This is a genomic window from Dyadobacter sp. CY326 (genome assembly GCF_021390515.1).
In the GTDB taxonomy this organism is placed as follows: domain Bacteria; phylum Bacteroidota; class Bacteroidia; order Cytophagales; family Spirosomataceae; genus Dyadobacter.
In genome coordinates, this window is record NZ_JAJUXI010000002.1 from 602,585 (window position 1) to 625,033 (window position 22,449).

At 45.6% G+C, this 22,449-nt stretch carries 17 protein-coding genes; 8 read left to right on the forward strand and 9 right to left on the reverse strand.

Annotated elements, in window-relative coordinates:
* Positions 1-12: 12 nt before the first annotated feature.
* From LZG73_RS03145 to fabG, 5 genes are all read right to left on the reverse strand, one after another.
* Complete coding sequence (locus LZG73_RS03145) at positions 13-1,353, reverse strand: DUF4403 family protein (protein ID WP_233846088.1); 1,341 nt, start codon at positions 1,351-1,353, stop codon at positions 13-15.
* Positions 1,354-1,447: 94 nt separating this feature from the next.
* Entirely contained in the window at positions 1,448-2,431 is a 984-nt protein-coding gene (locus LZG73_RS03150; protein WP_233846090.1) for a DUF2027 domain-containing protein, read from the reverse strand.
* A gap of 56 nt (positions 2,432-2,487) precedes the next feature.
* Positions 2,488-3,426 (reverse strand): DUF2279 domain-containing protein, encoded by a 939-nt coding sequence (locus LZG73_RS03155; protein ID WP_233846092.1) that lies wholly within the window; start codon positions 3,424-3,426, stop codon positions 2,488-2,490.
* Positions 3,413-5,488 (reverse strand): VWA domain-containing protein, encoded by a 2,076-nt coding sequence (locus tag LZG73_RS03160; protein ID WP_233846093.1) that lies wholly within the window; start codon positions 5,486-5,488, stop codon positions 3,413-3,415. The genes LZG73_RS03155 and LZG73_RS03160 overlap by 14 nt, the downstream gene beginning before the upstream one ends.
* Before the next feature lie 73 nt (positions 5,489-5,561).
* Positions 5,562-6,308, reverse strand: a complete 747-nt coding sequence (gene fabG, locus LZG73_RS03165; RefSeq protein WP_233846094.1) for a 3-oxoacyl-[acyl-carrier-protein] reductase — start codon at positions 6,306-6,308, stop codon at positions 5,562-5,564.
* A gap of 143 nt (positions 6,309-6,451) precedes the next feature.
* Between fabG and LZG73_RS03170 the strand changes: the two genes are divergently transcribed.
* Complete coding sequence (locus tag LZG73_RS03170) at positions 6,452-7,165, forward strand: SDR family oxidoreductase (RefSeq protein WP_233846095.1); 714 nt, start codon at positions 6,452-6,454, stop codon at positions 7,163-7,165.
* A 59-nt stretch (positions 7,166-7,224) separates the two neighbouring features.
* Here LZG73_RS03170 and LZG73_RS03175 read toward each other — a convergent pair whose 3' ends face one another.
* Genes LZG73_RS03175 through LZG73_RS03185 form a run of 3 tightly spaced genes read right to left on the reverse strand, consistent with a single transcriptional unit; the run spans position 7,225 to position 9,839 of the window.
* Complete coding sequence (locus LZG73_RS03175; protein ID WP_233846096.1) at positions 7,225-8,295, reverse strand: hypothetical protein; 1,071 nt, start codon at positions 8,293-8,295, stop codon at positions 7,225-7,227.
* Entirely contained in the window at positions 8,292-8,936 is a 645-nt protein-coding gene (locus LZG73_RS03180; protein WP_233846097.1) for an ATP-binding cassette domain-containing protein, read from the reverse strand. The genes LZG73_RS03175 and LZG73_RS03180 overlap by 4 nt, the downstream gene beginning before the upstream one ends.
* 15 nt (positions 8,937-8,951) lie before the next feature.
* Positions 8,952-9,839: a hypothetical protein gene (locus LZG73_RS03185; protein WP_233846098.1), complete on the reverse strand. Its 888-nt coding sequence runs from the start codon at positions 9,837-9,839 to the stop codon at positions 8,952-8,954.
* Positions 9,840-10,181: 342 nt separating this feature from the next.
* On the opposite strand from LZG73_RS03185, the gene LZG73_RS03190 reads away from it, so the two are divergent.
* Together LZG73_RS03190 and LZG73_RS03195 are read left to right on the forward strand one after the other, a co-directional pair.
* Positions 10,182-11,216 carry an isoaspartyl peptidase/L-asparaginase family protein gene (locus LZG73_RS03190; protein ID WP_233846099.1) on the forward strand — a complete coding sequence of 345 codons (1,035 nt, stop codon included), beginning with the start codon at positions 10,182-10,184 and terminating at the stop codon, positions 11,214-11,216.
* 23 nt (positions 11,217-11,239) lie between these two features.
* Positions 11,240-12,682, forward strand: a complete 1,443-nt coding sequence (locus LZG73_RS03195) for an alpha-L-fucosidase (RefSeq protein WP_233846101.1) — start codon at positions 11,240-11,242, stop codon at positions 12,680-12,682.
* 250 nt (positions 12,683-12,932) lie between these two features.
* On the opposite strand, the gene LZG73_RS03200 is transcribed toward LZG73_RS03195, so the two are convergent.
* On the reverse strand, positions 12,933-13,220 hold the full coding sequence (locus LZG73_RS03200) for a hypothetical protein (RefSeq protein ID WP_233846103.1): 288 nt from the start codon (positions 13,218-13,220) through the stop codon (positions 12,933-12,935).
* Between the two features lie 211 nt (positions 13,221-13,431).
* On the opposite strand from LZG73_RS03200, the gene LZG73_RS03205 reads away from it, so the two are divergent.
* From LZG73_RS03205 to LZG73_RS03225, 5 genes are all read left to right on the forward strand, one after another.
* Positions 13,432-14,895 (forward strand): alpha-L-fucosidase, encoded by a 1,464-nt coding sequence (locus LZG73_RS03205; RefSeq protein ID WP_233846105.1) that lies wholly within the window; start codon positions 13,432-13,434, stop codon positions 14,893-14,895.
* A 190-nt stretch (positions 14,896-15,085) separates the two neighbouring features.
* The gene (locus tag LZG73_RS03210) at positions 15,086-15,691 is read left to right on the forward strand and encodes an RNA polymerase sigma factor (protein WP_233846106.1); all 606 of its coding nucleotides are present in this window, start codon (positions 15,086-15,088) and stop codon (positions 15,689-15,691) included.
* An 84-nt stretch (positions 15,692-15,775) separates the two neighbouring features.
* A complete protein-coding gene (locus LZG73_RS03215) occupies positions 15,776-16,897 on the forward strand; it encodes a FecR family protein (protein WP_233846108.1) in 1,122 nt (373 codons plus the stop codon).
* A 169-nt stretch (positions 16,898-17,066) separates the two neighbouring features.
* On the forward strand, positions 17,067-20,651 hold the full coding sequence (locus LZG73_RS03220; RefSeq protein WP_233846110.1) for a TonB-dependent receptor: 3,585 nt from the start codon (positions 17,067-17,069) through the stop codon (positions 20,649-20,651).
* A gap of 42 nt (positions 20,652-20,693) precedes the next feature.
* On the forward strand, positions 20,694-22,358 hold the full coding sequence (locus LZG73_RS03225; protein WP_233846112.1) for a RagB/SusD family nutrient uptake outer membrane protein: 1,665 nt from the start codon (positions 20,694-20,696) through the stop codon (positions 22,356-22,358).
* Positions 22,359-22,449: the final 91 nt, after the last annotated feature.

Sequence of the window (22,449 nt, forward strand, 5' to 3'; positions counted from 1 at the left end):
AGAAATTTCACTTCAAATTCCCTTAAATCCATTGACCTTCAAATTGACATTTCCGTGCGCAAATACAACAGCGTAAAGGTGTTCCGGAGTCAAATAAACTTTATCCGGACTGATGTCCGTAAGGCTTCCTTTCAAAATGACACCATCAGTGACTTTTAAATTTGCCAGTGACTTTTGAATGGTTTGTTTCGCATCGGCGATTTGTTGACCAACTGGAAAAACCATTTTTCGCTCCATCATCCGACTGAATTGTCCCTGCAAAAGCCAACCCGCCGTCTTCACAATTGAATTCCTCGTATCCAAATCATAATCAAGGCCTTTCAGTGACAATTGCTGCGTTTCAGGATCATAAAAAGGAACGCCTTTCAGGTAAATATCGCCATTAATGCTGCCTTTCAAACCGGCTTTGATCACGAGCTTTTCATTTTGACCATACATATCAATGGATGTCACCTCAACATTGTATTGTCCTCCAAGGAAAGAGAATTTTTCCCCCGCAAAATTGGCTGTCGCCAACCGGGCGGCGTCAGCATAGGAAACAATGCTGATCAGGCCGACTTTGAAATCTTCCTGAACCTTACTGACGATTTGTAAATCTGGAATCCTCGAAACTGCCGGAACTGGCGGCTTGGTTGCTGATGTGATGGTTTGCGTGTAACCTTTGATACCGATTACAGATCGCAACACATTGTTTTTCGCCAGCAACGGCGTCATTACCACGGCTGTGGGGACGATAGAAAGCCATGTGTCGTATTCTTTGGAAAGTAAAACGGGCTGACGGGCGAGATTCCAGGCCAGTTCTGCATTTTTCTTCAACTCAATGTTGCCTGCAACCTGCTCGTCAATGGCTTGTGTGATTTTGTCAAAGTTTTTATTCAAAAGCCTGCTGGCCATGCTTTTGATTGGAATGTTAATGCCGGCAACCTTTACATTAGGATCCGAAATCCAGTCGTAACTGTCCACATAGGTTTCCGATTTGATCTTCCAGTTGGACGCGATGCCGATTTTAGATATCAACCGAATGCGAATTGAAAATTCTGTATCCTTATAACCGGACATGGTTATGCCCAAAGGACTGATCTTGTAACCTGCACTTACCCAAATCTTCAACGGAACTTCAAACAGAAAAGACGAATCAATAGCCACAACTTTGATTGGACTAATCTTCCAGACTTTTGCTTTCAGATTGTCATTATCATCATCCTCGTAACTGTTATCTTCATAAATCAGCCCTTTGATCTTTGCATTAATCTGATTTTCAATTTCAGAAATCGCAATTTCCACTGGCACATTCAGCACTGACAAATGCCGTTCATTCTGGATTTCGTTGACAGAATATTTGTATTCTTCCATAGGTGCTTTTGGAGAGTTCTTTTTAGGACCGCATTGCCAAAGACTCACGGCAAATGCAATCAAAACCAATACATTAAAGCAATTAGCGGGCCAATTATTTGATTTTAACAAGGGTCGCACCGTATCCGAATTTTTCTTTTTGAGCGTCTTTGAAATAGTTAACGTGCTGATTTTTACCAAGCCGCCGATGCAGCTCAGTTCGCAAAGCGCCGCTTCCGGCACCGTGGATAAAAGTGATCTCCTCCATGCCATTCGCGATGGCCGCTTCGAGACTGCTCTCAAAAGTCGATAACTGTGTTTTCAAAATTGAGTCGCTGGATAATTGATTTGCTTGCTTACTAAGCTTTTCAATGTGCAGATCAACGACCTGGTCGGGCTTCTCAATTGTAAATGATTCGGTTTTTCCTCCGCCTAACATGCTGTTTTTCAGATCTTGCGAAAGGTTTTCAATCACGGGCTGCACCTCGGGTTTAAGACTTTCTTCGTCCAGTTGATACACAAAAGCATCTTTACCCAAAACAGGCGCCTTCCCCTTGTTCTTATAAAAAGACTGCGCCCTGCATTTGATCCGTTTTGTAAGCGCCTGCGGCAGCGTATGATTCCCTTCACGATAATACAAGATCTTGAAATCAAACACAGGCCAGGCCTCAAAGTCCTTCATAATTAACTCCGTCAGCTTCTGCGCCGTCCGTGGTTGCAAAACGCCGCCAGCCAATCCTGTGTTAAATTGCTCATGCGCAGCCACGGCCGTAAAAGGCAAAATCCAATCCGAATTGTTAATGATGTGCATTGTAACGGCTCTGTCATTCACTGCAACAAATGCCAGATAAATCCCTTTTTCAGCAAACGGCGCATTTCTGGGAATGATCACGTCACTTTGCGAACCGATTTTCTTCGCATCCGGACTCTTTATCAAACGCTGCGACTCCATTGGTGAAATTGTCACGATTTCATTGCGCATCACCGGAATGCGGAAACCGTCTTCTATCTCAATTTCAACGATGTTACCAGGCAAAAAAGCATAAATAACGCCTTCTTCACGTCCATGCACAAGCCTTACTTTATCTCCAATATTCATAATTTATAATTTAATGCAGCACACATTGTCAGCATGCATACTGCTAGCAACAATTGTTAAAAGTAAAACAGTTTAAAATCAATGCCCTTTTTGCTAAACTGCAATGCCGGCGCAGGGATTTTTATAGAGTTGGCAAAAAATCCAATGGTCTTAATGAATTTGCTTTTGGACTTAATGCGCGTCAGATCAATGTCCAATGATAAATAATATTGTCGGTAAGGAGCGTAACCGCGTTCAATGCTGGTCGATTTTTCTGCGGAAACCATGTCGTGAATGCCATAACCAACGGAAAAGCAAAGCCACGCAGGCCAGCCGCTGTTTTTAAAGAATGTCCCCGGACTTCCTGACAGCCAGTAAGTTTGGCCATTATAATCTTTGAGCCAGCTTTCGGACCGGTTGTTTCCAAGCAATTCGGGACGCACTTTCGACAACGATGTATAATGAAAAGAAAACTTGGGCTGAATGCGCACTTCGTCCCAAAGTGCAATTTGACCCAGGAAGATCAGCGAGCCGGAAATGTTAGCAACCATATCTCCCGGCGAGAAGCCATAATCTGGTGAAAAGCCATCCAGAATTTCAATGGGTGTTTGGAAAATGATGCCGGAAATGGCCCCGTAAACCAACATTTGTTTCTTAGAAATCCCTGTCTTTTTGTAAAGGGCCGCGGTGTGTCGAGCAATTTGATAGGATGTGTAAACGTGCCCCATTTTGTCCATTTGAAGCCACTCGCCCGTGTCGTCCTTAACCGTAAATTTGGTCAATGGATTCTTATACCAGGACTTGCTAAGACCATAAACTGTGCCCAAATAAAGTGCAGACTGCGCCGCGAAGATCCCGCGAAGCATTGCATAATTCGGTCGAACCTTCACACTCGAATCCGCTTGTAAAGGTGCGTTTTGTAATGAATCTTTTTGAGAAAATGCTGGATGGAAGAAATGCAGCGCCAGCGCTAAGGGTGACAGAAATTTGAGCAAAAACCTCCTAATATCCGCCATGGTATTTTCTTAATCCCCATTCCGCGCCAAGCAGCAGAACCAGCAGAAAAAACAACCATTTCATGTAAATGATCTCGACCATTTCTTCGCTGCTATCCAATCGGTCAGCAGGGCGGTCTTCTTTCAGTTTTGAAATAAAATTTGCGAATGTCGCGGGCGTCGTAAACGTTCCGCCTGAACGGCCTGCAAGTTCGCGCAACATGCCAAAGTCGGCGGTTGTGTTACTCAATTCAACGTCTGCATTGGTGATTACAAATTGCCCAGCAACTTTTTCCAGTCCTGTCCTCAGCAAAGTTGATGCTGCGAAGCGATAAACGCCGTCCGCTAACCCACTCACATTAAACCTTGGATTGTCTTTGGAATGCGTATAAGTAAACTGTTTTGTGACGCCCTTCTCATTGGTAATGTCCAATTTCACCTCTTGTCCGAAAATTGGTTCGTAAATATCATTGTAGATTTCAGTTTGGAACACAACCTGCTCTCCCGCCTCAAACTCATTGCGCGCGGGATACACACGAAACTTGCGCTTATCTTCCCGCACGGACAGCACCTGAATGACTTTTTGAAACAAATTGTCGACAACTTCCTGCTTGTTGGTTTGCGCAAATTCTTCCTGCCTCCATTGCCATATCCCCTCTCCTGCCAGGACAGCGGTTTTTTGCTCACCATTTGTGTTCAGAACCAAAAGCGGCTTACTCGTATTCAGCGTGCCCACTTTTTGAAACAAAATGGTTTCTGTGCCCGAGGAAACATTGTAATCACCAAATGGAACAGACAAAGGCGGAAGTCGTTCTAACAGTTTAAGTTGCTCAGGATCAAAGTTTAATTGCTGAAAAGCCGGATTGAAACGAGCCGTCACTTTATCAACCTGACTGTTTGTTGCATTGATCGTCAGCGAACGGTTCAACGAATTTGCCAGCGGAACCGCAGACTGATTTCCCAAAATAAAAAACAATGGTGTTTTCGATTCAATGTAATTACGAACCTGTGCATTTCCCAGTCCCAACACATTCGGAATCTGGTGTAAAATGATCAAATCGTAAGGTTTTGTAGCAGCGACTGGTGCGTTTGAAATTGATAAGATCTTGATATCCAGCTCGTAATTATCATTGGCTTCAATGAGACTTCGAATGCTTTTAATATCCGGATGCGGCGCCAGTGCCATGAGCAAAATGCGCTGTCTGCCGTCAATAATGTCAATGTAAACGTCCCGCTTGTTGTTTCGCCCCGAAGATTCGCCAGCCACATTGCTAAGTTCCAATGTATAATGCTGCACGCCTTTTTGACTGGAAGACGCTTTAAAATCAAACGATTTGAAAAAAGATGGCCTGTCAATTGCGACGGCCTGACTTGCAATGACGCGGCCGTTTTGTTTTAAGGTCACCGTCGCAGCTTTGCCTGCAAGGCCATTGGCAACGATTTCAGCGCGAATAGGAAATTCATTTCCAAGATAAGCGATCCGGTTACTGATCACATCTTTGATCCGAATATCCAGATCGGGCACCGTGTCGCCGACAGCGAGCGTGCTGATTTTGAAAGGAAAGCGATTATATGCAGGAGAAATGCCTTGATTCACAATGCCATCTGAAAGCAGAATAACATCCGTCAGGTTACGGCCTTCAAAATTGGTTTTGACGGTTTGCAACATTTCAGACAAGTCAGTCCGCTTTGCATTGAATTGAATAGAATCAGGTGCGGGAGAGCGGGAATCCTTATCGAGTGTTTGCACACTAACCTCGAATCCAGCAGATTGCAAATCGGCAACTGCCGTTGAAACCTGTTTCAATAAGGCTGAACCATTGCGGTTTACGGATTCCGAATTGTCGATGGCAAATACGATTTTAGCCTTATCCACAGAAGTTTCGGTTTTACGAACCAATGGCCCGAGCAACAGAAAACAAATAAGACCGACGGCCAACCCTCGCAAAGCAGCCAAAACATAATTCCACTTTTTACCCCAGGGAGCGGTTGGCTGGTAAAGCAAGAATGCATAGGCAGCGCCAGCCGCAAAGCAGAAAAGGATGAACCAGTAAGGGGTTTGGAAAATCAGTTCAGACCGCATGTGTTGAATATCAATAACTGGCAGCCTACAATATACAATGAAACTGCCAGCTATTCACTAACGAAGAAAACTGCTATGTTAACATACCGCCATCCACCTGGATTACCTGGCCGGTGATGTAACGCGACAGATCCGACGCGAGGAAAACGCAGGCATCTGCCACTTCTTCGGGCTGTCCGCCGCGCTTCATCGGAATGGATTGTTTCCATTCGTCAACTGCTTTTGAATCCACTGCGTCCGTCATTTCAGTTTCGATAAATCCGGGAGCCACAGCATTGGAGCGAATGTTGCGTGAACCAAGTTCAAGCGCTATGGATTTGGTAAAACCAATGATTCCCGCTTTTGAAGCAGCATAATTCGACTGCCCGGCATTGCCGCGAATCCCCACAACCGATGTAATGTTGATGATAGAGCCCGTTCTGGCGCGCATCATGCTTTTGGTTGCAGCTTTGGTAAGGTTAAAAACCGATTTTAAATTAATATTAATAACAGAATCCCATTGTTCCTCACTCATGCGCATCAGCAATCCGTCGCGCGTGATGCCGGCATTGTTGATCAGCACATCCAGCTTTCCGAAGTCAGCAATCACGTCCGTTACAAGCTGATCAGCGGCTTGAAAATTTGAAGCGTCTGACCGATAACCCTTTGCCTTGACGCCATATTCTTCAAGTTCTTTGGCCAATGCCTCTCCCTTTTCCACACTTGACAAATAAGTAAATGCTACGTCAGCACCTTCCTGAGCCAGTCGCAAGGCAATGGACCGCCCAATTCCACGTGATGCTCCGGTTACCAACGCGACTTTATTTTCAACTATTTTCATAAATGGGATTAATTCTGTCAAAATGATTTGGTCGCAAAAATAGGGTTTTAACATGCACTGCCAAAAAAGATCTTGCAGAAACCTTCTGAGTTATGCCGCTGTTACTGGCTTACGCATATTTTTGTTTTTTTAAATTGGAAATAATGGCAGAATCAAATAAAACAGCCCTGATTACGGGCGGCTCAAAGGGAATCGGTTACGGCATTGCAGCAGTGCTTATTGCAGAAGGAATCCGCGTGGCGATCACCAGCCGCTCGCAGGAAAGCGCTGATCAGGCGGCGGCTTCATTGAACCAAATTAAGGATGGATATGCCATCGGAATCCAGTCTGACGTGAGAAATCTTGAATCACAAGAGAATGCCGTTCAGACAGTTATCGCCAAATGGGGACAGCTTGATTATTTCATTGCAAACGCTGGCGTTGGCCACTTTGCACCATTGAAAGACCTTACTGCCGAGCAATGGCAGGAGACGATCGACATTAATTTAACAGGTGTGTTTTTTAGCGCAAAAGCATCCATTGCCGCGCTGACTGAAACAAAAGGTTATTTTATCAACATTGCAAGTTTGGCAGGGACCAATTTCTTTGCGGGCGGAAGCGCTTACAATGCGAGTAAATTCGGACTTGTCGGTTTTTCTCAGGCAATGATGCTGGACGTTCGCGAAGCCGGGATTAAGGTCACGACGATCATGCCCGGGTCCGTTGCGACGGAATTCAGTAATCACCAGCCTTCGGAAAAAGATTCATGGAAAATTCAGCCGGAAGACATCGGGCAAATTGTTTCAGATCTGATCAAAATGCCAGCCAGAACGCTTCCGAGCAAAGTGGAAGTGAGGCCATCGATGCCTCCAAAATAGGCTATTGAGATAATCAGAAATAACGGATTTGATGCTTCGAAATGGCATTGGGTCCGTTTTTACACCTTAAACCATTTGGGAAACATTACTATCGCCAGCAATGTGAATGCTCCCGCTATAATAAGAATGGGGATTTTGTATAAAATCAGCAAAGTTAAGCCGATGAAGCCGAACAAAACGGTCTGCATCGATTCTTCCAACAAACCATTCTTTTTGTAAAAAAACAGATGCACGGCGACCAACAGCGAGAGGCCCAATGCATATAATTGTATCATTTCAGACAACGCCAAAGCGCCATTTCGAATCCCCACCAATGTTTCCGGCAGGATCACAATGCCGTGAATAACGAAAATGCGGATCATCCGTCGCGCATGAGTCACAGGCAACGACCTTCCCCAAAGCCACGTTTCGCTTTCCCATTTGTACAGTTCATAAGAAATGCCAATGTTGAGCAAATAAGCCAGTGATAACCCAACCGCTGGCAGCCTCAGATCAAAATCATCGGTTGAGTAATAAAGCAATGTGCCGAGGGTGACCAGCATTGCGCCCACTTTTCCGGCCAGCAGCGTAACGCCTTTTTCCCTGAACAACCATTCCAACGACCACCAGGTCCAGGAAGCAATGCGCTTGAATGGCCATTTGATGACCGGACTTTTCTTAGATTCTGAAAAAATCTGCGGACGTGTAATGCGCCATTCGGCAACAAATGCAACCAATCCAATCAACAGCATATAGTAAACAAAGATTGGCCAAAGACCGGCGGTGAGCTTATCCTGGATCGCTATGGCCATGAGATAAATGCCATAATAAAGCAAAGGTTGCAGGAATCCGATGGCAAGCACACCAAAGCGAATAATCCGTACGGACGGCTTCCAAAGTCTGGCCTGATAAATAAATGCATATTCCTGTCGTCGCCAGAGTGCCAACAAAAATTGCGCACAAAACAGACTGTAAGCCAACCAGATTACGCCCAGATAAAGCATTCCTTTGCTCCCGGTCAGAAAAAAGACCGCAAAAGCATGGTGTTCAGCGCCGCTCAAAAACCCAAACAAAATGGCCAAAAGCACGAAAAACATCCCTGCTCGCTGCTTGAAAAATTCCGAAACTGTGGCGAGCATCAGGGTTCTCATTGCTCAGAAACTTGCATTAGAGTCTTGTTTTTCAAAAGATAAGTGGCCGAAATATCCAGCCCATCCTGTTGGAAAGTTTCATGCGAAGACAGCAGGAAAGTGACGCCATCGGCATGATAGGATTTGATCAGCTTAAAAAGAGCCAGCCGCGCTTCGCGGTCAATCGTAATCAAAGGTTCGTCCAAAATGATGACGGAAGGATTGCCCAAAAACGCCAGCGCAAGGGAAAGCTTTTTCACCATTCCGCTGGAACAATTTCCAAACGGCGTTTGCAAATAATTAATGCCCAATGCATCGACAAGCATTGCCGTTTGCCCTGCCGGACTTTGCTTTGCTTCCGCAACGAATTCGAGCAGGTCGGCGGGCGTTAAAAATGAAGGATAAAGCGGTTCGGCTTCGCCCAGGTTGAGCCGCAAACGGAAATCAACAGGATGTTTTTTGAGATCAAATTTGCCGTCAAGCGTCAGCGAGCCCGTGTAAGGCAACATTCCGGCGATGGTGCGAAAAAGCGTCGATTTTCCAGCCCCGTTTTCGCCCTGAATCCAAAAAATCCCGTAACCGATTTCCCATGAATCAATGTTCAGGATCTCGAAATCGTCATAACGTTGTTGCAAGTTCAGGATTTGAAGCGTCATGGACATTATACAGGATGCGACTCAGCCTTGAAATCCAAATTCATCTCTTAAACATTGCAGCGCAACCGACTCTTCGTAACGATAGAGATCTTTATTGAACAATGCCTCATGGCCCGCATTGCGCAGGCTTACCCAACTGTGCGTTGCATATGGGTCGTAATCAAAATGCTTAAAAGTGTGCCCCATGTTGTTCATATCTGCAAACCATTTTACACCCACATCCAGCCGGTCATAAGCACCAAAAACAGTGCCCTCACCAATCGGAAATGTGTCTTTTCTGGTTTTTTCCAAATCAATTAAGGCGACATATTCATTCAACCTGCATTCGGGCAACGGCCAGGGCGCTGCCGGATCGACCACCAGTTCATATTCGTGCGTGCGGGCCTGCGGATATTGCTGCGCGAGCTGCATCAGTTCGCTGTAATCCGGTTTGTATTCCGTATATTTTTCAGACTGACAAATCTTGGCTTCATATGCCGGACATCCCCAGCATTGCCCGATCCGCCCGATCCCGGAAGCCGACCCAATGCCTTCCAGATATTGTTTGATCAAATCGTCCTTAAAATAAACGTCGTTATGCAGCACCAGAAGATACTTTTGATCCGATTTTTCCCACGGATATTGATAACGGACGGCATGCCTGAACATTCTGAATTTCAGCAAAAAGTCGTATTTAACGCTTTTTGTCCAAAGCCAGACCTTGGGCTTATGATGCACCAAGCGATCACCAAAATGATCGATAATGAACTGGAAATTAGCTGATTCGGGTTGTTTGGATTCTTCGACAAAATATATCTTGTTAATCCATTGCCCTGAGTGCTTCATTAAAGTGTAAAGCGTCACTGCAGTCTGATAGGGTTTGCCGTAGGCATTAATTGCCACGTCAACACTTGATTTACGAGGGTTCATTTAATACGGAATATAGTTAGTGCTGTGTTAGTAGAGCTAAAATATCGGTTTCTCTCGGGATACCCAGTTTGACTTACTCGCAATTGCCGGCCTATATCATGCTGAGCCGCTCACACTCTGGGAATTACAAATTATCAAGAAATTATTTAACGGTTAAGCGCGATTTGGTGCGTTGTAAAAACAAAGCCATTTCCGCATTTCGCAAAATAATCTTACATTAATTGGTGTGTTACGGATGGCAATGTATATTTGAAAAATCTTAAAAAGACACGCGTCTTTTTTAAATTATATCATTAGGTGCCCGCGCCTAATTATTTAATCGAACATTCTTAACTTATCAAAATGACACCATCACGCCGTTCATTTTTACGACTGTCGGCCATTGCATTGCCGTTCATGCAAACGTCGAAATTATTTGCAAGCAATGTAGCAAAAAAACCAATAGTAATTTCAACCTGGGACAGCGGACAGATCGCTAACAGCGCAGCGTGGCCCGTGTTAGAAAAGGGCGGAAGAGCATTGGACGCAGTTGAACAGGCAGCAATTGCGATTGAAAACGACGTCAATTGCTGTGTCGGATTAGGCGGAAATCCCGACCGCGACGGCTTTGTAACGCTTGACGCCTGCATTATGGACGAGAAAGCAAACTGCGGTTCTGTTGCGTTTTTAGAAAGGATCAAACACCCCATTTCCGTGGCAAGGAAATTAATGGAAACCACGCCGCACGTCTTCCTCGCAGGTGTGGGAGCGCAGCAATTTGCACTGGCCAATGGTTTCAAGCTCGAATCGGAAAAACTTTCGCCGGATGCAGAGAAATCCTACAAAGAATGGCTAAAAAAGGGTGAATACAAGCCTGTTATCAATATAGAGCATCAGCAGTCGAAGGGACAAAAAGGCCACGGACCCTTCGCTCCGGCGCGTCTGGAAGACGGCTCTTTCAACCACGACACCATGGGCACAATCGCATTGGATGCGGATGGTGACTTGTCAGGCATGTGCACCACCAGCGGCATGGGATTCAAGATGCGCGGCAGGGTCGGCGACTCTCCCATCATTGGTGCGGGCCTGTTTGTTGACAATGAAATTGGCGCAGCCACTTCTTCCGGACAAGGCGAGGAAGTGATCCGGGTTTGCGGAACGCATTTGGTTGTAGAATTTATGCGATCCGGCTTGTCGCCAGAAGAAGCTTGCAAAAAAGCGATTGAACGCATTGTGAAACCAAATCCGGAGCGTGCAAAAACTTTTCAGGTTGGCTTTCTTGCAATTAACAAGCAAGGCGAAGTGGGTGCATATTCTGTTCAAAAAGGCTTCAATTACACTGTCACAGAAGAAGGCGGAAAAGGGAAAGTGATCAATGCAAAAAGTTATTTTTCCTGAAAACCTGCTTCCATTATTCCAAAATGAAATTAAAATCTACGCTTTTGATGGCGTGTCTGTTATTCGCAGGCATTGCCCATGCTCAGCAACACGCCGAGCAGGATCATTCCAAATACATTGCACCAGCAGACCCGTTGGTCAAGGAAAAACTCAATAAATGGCAGGACGTCAAGTTTGGACTGCTCATGCATTGGGGAACGTATAGTCAATGGGGAATTGTCGAATCCTGGTCATTATGCCCTGAGGATGAGGGCTGGTGCGAGCGAAGAGGACCACATTCGCATGATTGGTTTGAATACAGAAAAGCATATGAAGACATTCCTAAAACCTTTAACCCTGTCAAGTTCAACCCGGAACGCTGGGCGCAGGCGGCCAAAGGAGCTGGCATGAAATATGTCGTTTTCACAACCAAACATCACGATGGCTTCGCTATGTTCGATTCCAAATACACGGATTACAAAATCACGAACACGCCATTTAAATCCAATCCAAAGGCCAATGTGACCAAGGAAGTATTGGCCGCATTTCGCAATCAGGGATTCATGACGGGGACCTATTTCTCCAAACCCGACTGGAACACAGATTCTTACTGGTGGCCATATTTCCCGCCGAAAGACAGAAATGTGTCCTATGATCCCAAAAAGCATCCTGAGCTTTGGAACAAGTTCAAAGACTTCACTTACAATCAGATCGAAGAATTAATGTCCGATTATGGTTCGGTGGACATTCTCTGGCTCGATGGCGGCTGGGTGAGGCCATTCAGCACCATTGACCCGAATATCAGCTGGCAAAAATCCATTCCTTATGATCAGGACATTGATATGGCGCGGATTGCTAAAATGGCGAGGTCGCACCAGCCCGGCTTGCTCGTTGTGGATCGGACGGTGACGGGTGAATTTGAAAATTACGTCACGCCTGAGCAGTCCATTCCGGATCATTACATGTCCATTCCGTGGGAATCCTGCATGACCATGGGCGACTCCTGGTCCTACATTCCGAAAGAAAACTTCAAGTCAACGCAAAAACTGGTTCATACATTGGTTGATATTGTTGCAAAAGGTGGCAACCTCCTCCTCAATGTTGCACCCGGCCCTGACGGCGAATGGCACGAAGCGGCTTATCAGCGATTGGAAGAAATTGGAAAATGGATGAATGTCAACAGCATCGGAATCTACGAAACGAAACCACTCGCTCCTTACCGCGCCGGGAAATGGGCTTATACCAAAAAAGGAAGCACAACTTATGCATTTTATCTCGCCGAAGCCGATGAAAAACTTCCAACAACATTAAAACCCGAAGGCCTAACGCTAGCCGACAACGCGAAAATCAATCTCGCAGGAAACAAAAAAGCGTTAAAAGTCAAAGCAGGAAGCATTGAAATCTCAACAAAAACAGCCACCGAAATCGGTCAGCAGCCGGCTTATTTGTTTGTTATTAATGAGGATTTGGGTGGGAACGATTTGTAGATGCTGCCCCGACTCATGATCCGTAACAAAGTAACATCTGGGTGGATGCACTCAATGCCTATACGCCAGTCACCTACGCGAATTCGAAAATAGTTTTCACCATTTTTTTGACCTTCCATCCGTCTGTAATCGAGACCGGAGCTTTCCAGGTTTTCAGCGGTTTCCAAGACGGATATAATGTCAAAGACCTTTCGTTGAATATCTTTTGGTGTGCTTTTTAAATCCTTACCAAACCGTTTAACATATTGAACTACCATCCTAATTCCCTCTTCAAATCAGCAATAGGCATTTTAGGTTCGTTCGGCTTGGCTCTCAGGATTTCTAGGAAGAAATAATCTTCCAGCTTTTCGTTCTCTATTATGGCCAATATCTGCTTCATCTCATGCTCTGTCCAGTTCCCGCGCTGCTTTTTAACGCTAAATGTCGGGGCGGCCATGCCCATTTGCTCCGCGAGAAAGGCATTTTTATAACCAGACTTATTGATCAGGGCGCCCATGTTCTTTTTTAATTGCATGTAATTTTCGATGATTTCTAACATAATTAATTTAAATATGAACGTTGCTTATTTCAAATCTATAAAATTTTATTAACCTTTTTGTTATGCTTTCCAACATTGGCGTTGTGCTTCCCCGTAACATTTCTTTTAAAAATTAACAACCCAACCAAAAATTAGCGATCTGTTGCAAAAAAACCGATCTTCACTTTCCAAATTTCTCCTGACTCTTTTTACCTAATATTCATCGCTCACAATGATCAAACCGTTAGCCGCACTTTTCTTTTTAACGACTTTAAACGCCTTTGCGCAAACTCCTCCTAAGCCTTATGGCGCATTGCCGGCGCCGCGACAAGTTGCCTGGCATGAGACCGAAGTTTATGGCATTATGCACTTCACGCCGACGACTTTTGAGAATAAGGAATGGGGATTTGGCGACGCCGATCCGAAAACATTCAACCCAAGTGATTTCAATGCCGAACAAATTATTCTGGCTGCCAAAGCGGGCGGATTAAAGGGAATTGTGCTCGTAGCGAAACACCACGATGGCTTCGCATTGTGGCCAACCAAAACAACGGATTATAACATTTCAAAAAGCCCTTTCCGCGGCGGGAAAGGCGATTTGGTTAAAGAAGTTGCCGACGCAGCGCGGAAGCACGGATTAAAATTTGGCGTTTACTGCTCGCCCTGGGACCGGAACAGCGCAAAATACGGAACGCCTGATTATCTGGCACTTTACCGTGAGCAGCTTCGTGAGCTTTACACCAATTACGGCGAGCTTTTTATGTCTTGGCACGACGGCGCTAATGGCGGCGACGGTTACTATGGCGGGGCGAGAGAAAAACGCGCGATCGACAACACAACTTACTATCAATGGGACTCGACCTGGACGAATTTAACCCGCAAATTGCAACCGACTGCCAGCATTTTCAGCGACATTGGCTGGGATGTGCGTTGGGCGGGAAATGAAGACGGGAGCGTGAACGAAACTTCCTGGGCAACATTGACACCCAAACCTTCGGAAGGACAAAACGTAGCCGTGCCTGGACAAGCCAATGCAACAGAAAATCCGGGCGGAACAAGAAATGGGAAGTTCTGGATTCCGGCTGAATGCGATGTCCCGTTGCGCAAAGGCTGGTTTTATCACCCCAACGAAAAACCGAAAACGCCGGAAAAACTGTTCGATCTTTACTTAAAAAGCGTGGGCCGAGGCGCAGCACTTGATCTTGGCCTCGCGCCGGATACACGCGGTCAACTGCATGAGGACGATGTTGCTGCATTGAAGTCGTTTGGCGATCACGTTAAGCAAACATTCGCGACTAATTTGATCGCGCGCGCTGGCTCCAAAGCCGTTAATGTGCGCGGTTACAATTCAATTTACAGCGCAAAAAATATTCTGGACGGAAAACCCGAAACTTACTGGGCGACAGACGAAGATTTCAAAACGCCGGAAGTGGTCATTGACCTGAGCCAGCCTATTACATTCGATATCATCAGTTTACAAGAGTTCATCAAGCTCGGCCAACGCATTGAAGAATTTGCTGTCGATAGCTGGGACGGCAATGCATGGAAAGAAATTCACAAGGGAACCAGCATCGGCGCGAAGCGCATTGTGAAACTTTCGACACCCGTTACGACCCAAAAAGTAAAACTAAGAATCACAAAATCTCCGGTAAGCGTGGCCATCAGCGAGTTTGGCGTTTACAAGGATTCGGAATAAATTAAAGCATCATTTTCGTTAAAAAAGTCACATCCAAAGGGTGTGACTTTTTGTTTTAAGCACATTATAAACTGTCTTTTTGTAGAATAAAACAATAAAATTTTGTTATTCCAATATTCGGCAAAACACTATTTTATATCTAATACGCATTGCCTAATTTTGAATAGATCAGCATTCTGAACTCATTCAATTGGCTCATTTTTCCAAACATACTGATGATGCGACGCTTTGGAATTACTTCCGCAGCGGGGACGAAAATGCTTACACCGAACTTGCGAGCCGTTATTATCGCACACTTATTCAATATGGTCAGCGGTTTACTTCCAACATGCAGGTTATCGAGGACATATTGCAGGATCTGTTAATCCATCTTTGGCTGCACCGCGAATCCATTAATGATACGCCTTCCGTTAAGTTTTATCTGATCAAATCATTCCGCCACCGCATTCTCAAATCCATTAAGCCGCTTTCCGGAGAAGTTGAGCTCACGGATCAGTTTGATGACGCCTATGCTGAGCATTCGGGAGAAGATTTTATGATTCAAAACGAAACGGCATACGCGCTTGAAAAGCAATTGAAAACCATTGTCGAGCAGTTGCCGACGCGTCAGCAGGAAGTTATTTATCTCCGTTTCTTCCAAAATCTGCAACCCGAAGAAATTGGCGGATTGCTTTCCATTAACCCGCAATCTGTCAGCAACATCATCCAGCGTGCGTTGCACAATCTCCGCAAAAGATGGGTTTCTCCACCTCCCTATTTAGCTTTTCTATTTGCGTTTACCCAAATTTTATACTAATCCTTATTTAAAATAAAAAATAATCTATCCCAAGTGAGTATTTCACCGTTATAATGGGATAATGTAAAAAAGCACATTCCTAATATGCATTCCAATCCATCCGCAGACTTGCAAAACCTGCTCGGTAATCCCCAATTTGTCGCGTGGGCAAAAGGCGGGCGCCCGGAAGATGATGGACTCTGGATGCAATGGGCGGCTGGGCATCAAGAACGGCAGGACACGATTTCAACGGCAAAAGAAATTGTAAATGCCATGGACTTTCCAGTGAATCAGCTGACGGATGAGCACATTTCGGACCGGGTTGCTCTGGCGTTGCGCACAGCGAAACGCATTGAAAAAGAGCAGGAAGCCAGGCCCACGCATGCGCTTGGCAACATTCATTTTTCAAACTGGAACATTGCCGCCACTGCGATTATTCTCCTGGGACTCGGATTGGCTTTGTTTGGAATTTACACGAGAGGATATCTTAACACACGTGCTGAAACGAGTTTTGCCAAAGCAGCAAGTGCCAATGAATTCGCAGAAATTGTCAATAAAAGTCTGGCTGTCAAATATGTTCGGCTGTCTGACGGAAGTGCCATTGTGCTGCAAAAGAACAGCAGCGTGCGTTTCCCAAAGCATTTTAAGAAAACACAAAGAGAAGTTTTTCTTACCGGCGAAGCATTTTTTGAGGTTACCAAAAATCCGGAACAGCCGTTTTTTGTGTATGCCAATGAGTTGATCGCAAAGGTTCACGGGACGAGTTTCAGCATTAAAGCAGGGGAAAATGATTCGAATGTGATTGTGGCTGTGAAGACAGGAAAGGTTTCTGTATTTACAAAAAACGATGCGAAAGCGAGCCAATATCAAAAAGACAAGAACTTGGAAGCACTTCTGCTAACGCCTAACCAGCAGGCCACATTCGAGCGCAGCCAGTTGAAGCTGACACGGCTCCCTCTACGAAGCCCGACTTTGTTGAACATTCCGATTGAGAACCAGGCATTTAATTATATAGAGACGCCGGTTCGAGATGTTTTTGAAGCATTGGAAAAAGCCTATGGCATTCGCATTGATTTCAACAAAGACACAATGGCACATTGCAGCATCACCGCGACCTTGGGCGACGAGCCTTTGGAAAACAAATTGAAATGGATTTGCACCATTCTGGAAGCCGAATATGCTGTAAATGAAGATAAAGTAACCATTAAAGGAAACCCTTGTAACTAATTTTTCACCTAAACCAAACCATTTGACCTAAAACGAAAAAGGTGAACAATGCGTCAACATCATTCACCCTGTAACAACCCCCTCTCTATGCTGGCGCTAAGAATAAATCCCAAGGGATTAAGGGAATTATTTTGCTGATTTTTTAATGACCACCAAAACAAACAAAAGTATGAAAAAAACCTTTTACTGGCAGAAACACCTGCTCAAAATTATGAGAATCAGCCTCATACAAATGTTGATCATTACCATGTTCTCGGGACTTTCGGTTGCTTTCGACGGCTTTGGCCAGGAAGTGCTGAACCGCAGACTGACGATCAACATTAAGGAACAGAAGATCGGAGCAGCACTGAACCAGATCGGAAAATTATCGGGTGTCAATTTCATGTACAGCCCGGAATTGATCCGCTCACAACGCACGGTAACTTTCAGTGCAAAAGAAGAAAAACTGGAAGCGATCCTGGAAAACTTTCTGACACCGCTTCAAGTCACTTATGAAGTGTCGGGCAAGCAAATCTTACTAAAAAGAGCTTCGGCAAAACCGGGACAAACGCAGGCTCAGCCAGAATCCTCAGGTTCATCCATTAAAACGACCCAACCCGTTGACGTACCCGTGAAAGGACAGGTTAAGGATGCGACTGGCTCAACCGTTCCAGGCGCAACCGTGGTTCTGAAAGGCAGTTCATCAGTGGGAACGACGTCCGATGCGGACGGCGCATTTACATTGAATGTGCCTGATGGCAGCACAACATTGGTCGTTTCATCCATTGGTTATCTGACTATGGAAGTGGACATTACCAACAAGTCGATGGTGGAAATTACGTTGCAATCGGACGTGAAGGCGTTGAGTGAAGTGGTTGTAACCGGATATTCATCCCAATCAAAAAGAGACATTACGGGCGCAGTTTCCACGGTTGACGCTGTGGAATTGACCAAAGTTGCGGCTCCCAACGTTGCCCAGCAGTTACAGGGACGCGTTGCGGGTGTGACCGTTACATCCAACAACAGTCCGGGTGGCGAAGCGACTGTTCGTATCCGAGGTTTTGGAACAATCAACAATAATGATCCATTGTACGTGATCGACGGTGTGCCTACAAAAGGTGGCTTAAACAGCATTAACCCAAATAACATTGAGTCCATGCAAGTGCTGAAAGATGCGTCTTCCGCTTCTATTTATGGTTCAAGGGCGGCGAATGGTGTCATCATTATCACCACGAAAAAAGGAAAAGCAGGCGCGCCAAGATTTACTTTCAACTCACGCGCTGGTTTGCAAACCGGAAAAGTGGATCTGGATTTGATCAAAGATCCGCAGCAATTTGGTGACCTGCTCTGGACGCAGCGCAAAAATGCGGGCGTGCTGACGAACGGAAAGCCTTCGCATCAGCAATATGGCAATGGCGACAATGCAGTGGTTCCGGATTACATCCTGGCTGGATCGAGCTATGGCCTTTTTGAAGGAGATCCAAAAGTGAATCCTTCGCTGTACAATTACAACCGCGCAGGTTTTTACCAAATCGTAAAAGCAAACAAGGAAGGAACCGACTGGCATAAAGAAATTCTTCGTCCGGCCGCTATCCAGGAATACAATGTGGGTGCAACCGGCGGATCGGAAACAGGACGCTATGCGGTCTCATTCAACTATTTTAAGCAAGATGGTGTGCTGATCCACACTTCGTTTAACCGTTATTCTTTGCGTTCAAACACCGAATTCAGTTTCAAAAAACGCATTCGTTTGGGTGAAAACCTGGAAGTGAGTTACACAGAGAACAAAGGATATTATAACAACAACGGAACTGCGAGCTCGGCCAATAACCAAGATGGCAACCCGGTCGGAAACGGTTATCGTATCCCGTCGATCATTCCGGTTTATGACATTATGGGCAACTTCGCAGCAACCAGAGCGGCTGGTCTTGGACCTGCAACCAACCCGGTGGCGCAGCTTTGGAGATCAAGAAAAAACCAGACAAACAACTTCCGCGCATTTGGTAATGCATATCTTGAAGTGGATATCCTCAAAGATCTGACAGCAAAATCAAGCATCGGACTTGACCTTACGGCTGCGAATCGCGTGGGTTACACATTGCTGGATATGGAAGAAGCAGAAATTGAGGCTGCCAATGCATTGACCAACGCAAATGCCTACGACATCAACTGGACATGGTCTAACACGCTGAATTATAACAAAACATTTGCGAATGTTCACAAGTTGGGCGTGCTTTTGGGAACAGAGGCGATCAAAGGAACAGGTCGTGATTTCACTGCAACAAGAACTACTTTCTTCTCGGAAGATCCTCAGTATATGTTCCTTAGCTCAGGAACGGCAGGAATTGCCAACACTGGGGCAGGTTATGAGTGGGCATTGTTTTCGATTTTTGGTAAAATCAATTATTCTCTGAAAGACCGCTATTTGCTTGAAGCGACCGTGCGTCGCGATGGTTCATCTCGTTTTGGACAAAACAATCGTTATGGAACATTCCCTGCATTCAGCGCGGGATGGAGACTTTCGGAAGAAGCGTTTTTGAAACCGTTGACCTGGCTTGACGACTTGAAGATCAGAGCTGGCTGGGGACAGACGGGTAACCAGGAAATTGGTAACTACAATGGATTCAGCACTTATCGTTCAAGTTTGAGCGCATCTTCTTATGCAATCGATGGCTCCAATAATGCGGTTCAGCCTGGATTTGACACGGAAGCATTTGGTAACCCGGACGCAAAATGGGAAACGACGACACAGACCAACATTGGTTTGGACGCGACGTTCCTGAAAGGCATGTTTAATTTAAACCTCGATTTGTATAACCGGACGACTTCGGATATGCTTTATCAGGTGAGCTTGCCAGCAACGCAGGGTGTTGCTACGATTCCGTTTGTGAATGTTGGTGAGATGAATAATAAGGGAATTGACCTTGCGCTTGATTTTAACAACAAAGCATTGAACGGCGCGCTTACTTATTCGTTAGGCGTTAACTTTTCGACTTACAAAAATGAAGTTACCAAGCTGAATAACAGCACAAGCGCAGTGCTTCTCGGACCTGCCATACGCAGTTACACATGGACGCGGTCGGTTGCTGGAATGCCATTGTATTCTTTTTATGGTTTACAAATTGACGGAATTTACCAAAACCAAGGAGATGTGGATACTGGTCCAAAATATCCTGGATATGCGGCAATTGGTAAATACAAATACCACGACACAGACGGCGACGGCACAATCACGGATAACGACCGCAAGTTTCTGGGCAACCCGCACCCGGACTTCACTTATGGCATTAACCTGAATGTTGGTTATAAAAACTTCGACGTTTCTGCATTCTTCCAGGGCGTGAAGGGCAACCAGATCATTAATATGGTAAAACGCTGGGTGGATTTCAACAACCAGGCTGGAAACAGAAGTCTACGCATGCTGAATGATTCGTGGACGCCTGAAAATCCGGATGCAGTGCTTCCGATTCTGGATGCGAACGATAGCCGCAGTCAGCAGCCATCGAGCTATTTCATTGAGGACGGCTCTTATTTCCGCATGAAAAACCTCACAGTTGGTTACACATTACCAACGGGTGTTTTGTCAAAAATCGGATTTGAAACTGCGCGCATTTATTTGCAGGCGCAAAACCTGTTCACGATCACCAAATACAGCGGAATCGATCCTGAGGTGACGTCGGTAGGTTCTTCCCCGGGAACAACTGTGCTTGGTGTGGATCAGGGAAATTATCCCAATTCCAAAATGTATCAGGTTGGTATCAACTTCGGATTCTGATAACGGCTTAGTTTAAAATCACTTATCTGATAATTTATAGATATGAAAAAGAGAATTTTAATTTTAACAGCATTGGTCTGCGCGGGAATGTTGACGTCTTGCGGCGACGAATTCCTGCAAACCACTCCACTCGGAGTGGGCAATGAGCAGTCACTTTCCAATAAAAACGGGGTTAATGCGGTGCTGATCGGAGCTTACAGTTTGCTTGACGGCGTGGGTTCAGGCCCCGTGAACACATCTTCGGTCAGCAACTGGATTTATGGCTCCATCGCTTCAGATGATGCTTACAAAGGCAGCGACGTGGGTGACCAGGCGCAGATTACAACCATAGAACGTTACATTCCCCAAGCGGACATTGGTGCTTATAACGACAAATGGGTGGCGGTTTATGACGGCGTGTCACGAACCAATAACACCATTAAACTAATCGGCCTGGCAACGGATATGACCGAAGCTGAAAAGGCTCAGGCATTGGGAGAAGCCCGTTTTCTGAGAGCCTGGTATCATTTTGAAGCCAAGAAACTTTGGAATATGGTGCCTTACGTTGATGAAACCGTTACGGATTACATTAACCTGCCGAACGATAAAGACATTTGGCCCAACATTGAAGCAGACTTGCAGTTTGCCGTTGACAATTTATCTGCAACCAAAGCTCAGGCTGGGCGTGCGAGCAAATGGACAGCAAAGGCGACTTTGGCCAAAGTGCATATGTATCAGCAGGATTTCGCCGCAGCCAAGCCATTGCTCGATGACGTGATCAATAATGGACCGTTTGCTTTGATCAACAGCTTCCATGAAAATTTCAGGATCACGACGGAAAATAACAGTGAGTCGATTTTTGAAGTGCAAATGTCGGTTGGTGACGGCGGTGGCGGTCAAAACGGAAGCTGGGGTGATAACTACAACTTTCCTTATGGATCTGCTCCGGGTGGCTGCTGTGGATTTTACCAGCCAACACAAAATTTGGTAAATGCATTTAAAACAGACGCTGCCGGTTTGCCATTGCTCGACACATTCAACGACGTGGACGTGACAAACGACGAAGGGCTTTCCTCGACAGATGCCTTCACGCCATACACGGGCACATTGGACCCTCGCCTGGACTGGACTGTCGGCAGAAGAGGCTTGCCATTTCTGAACTGGGGTGTGCATCCTGGCAAAAACTGGATTCGTGACCAAAGTTTTGGCGGACCATATACGTTCAAGAAATTCTTTGCTTATAATGGTGAAAATGCGGGCGCGGAATCGCCTCGTGCCAATGCAAACAATTATCGCGCGATTCGTTTGGCGGACGTTTTGTTAATGCGTGCCGAAGTCGCGGTGGAAGACAACGATCTTGCGACAGCGTTAAAGCTGGTTAATCAGGTTCGCACACGTGCTGCCAATGTGGTGGTTACTGACGCTGCTGGGAAGCCTGCGGCAAATTATCTGGTAAAACCATATCCATCCTTTGCAAATAAAGATTATGCAAGAAAAGCCGTTCGTTTCGAACGTCGTGTGGAGCTTGCAATGGAAGGCCACAGACACTTTGATCTGGTTCGCTGGGGCGTTGCGGATGTTGTTTTGAATGCATATCTGGCCAAAGAAAGTAAGAAGAGAACCTATCTCACCGGCGCAACATTCATCAAAGGCAAGAGCGAATATTTCCCAATCCCACAAGCGCAAATCGATATCATGGGATCGAATGTATTGAAACAAAACCCTTAATCATAGTTATATTCTGTAAGTCAAAAAGTGCGTTTCTCTTAGATTCGCACTTTTTTATTGCCACTAATGCACGAATAAGGCACGGATGCAT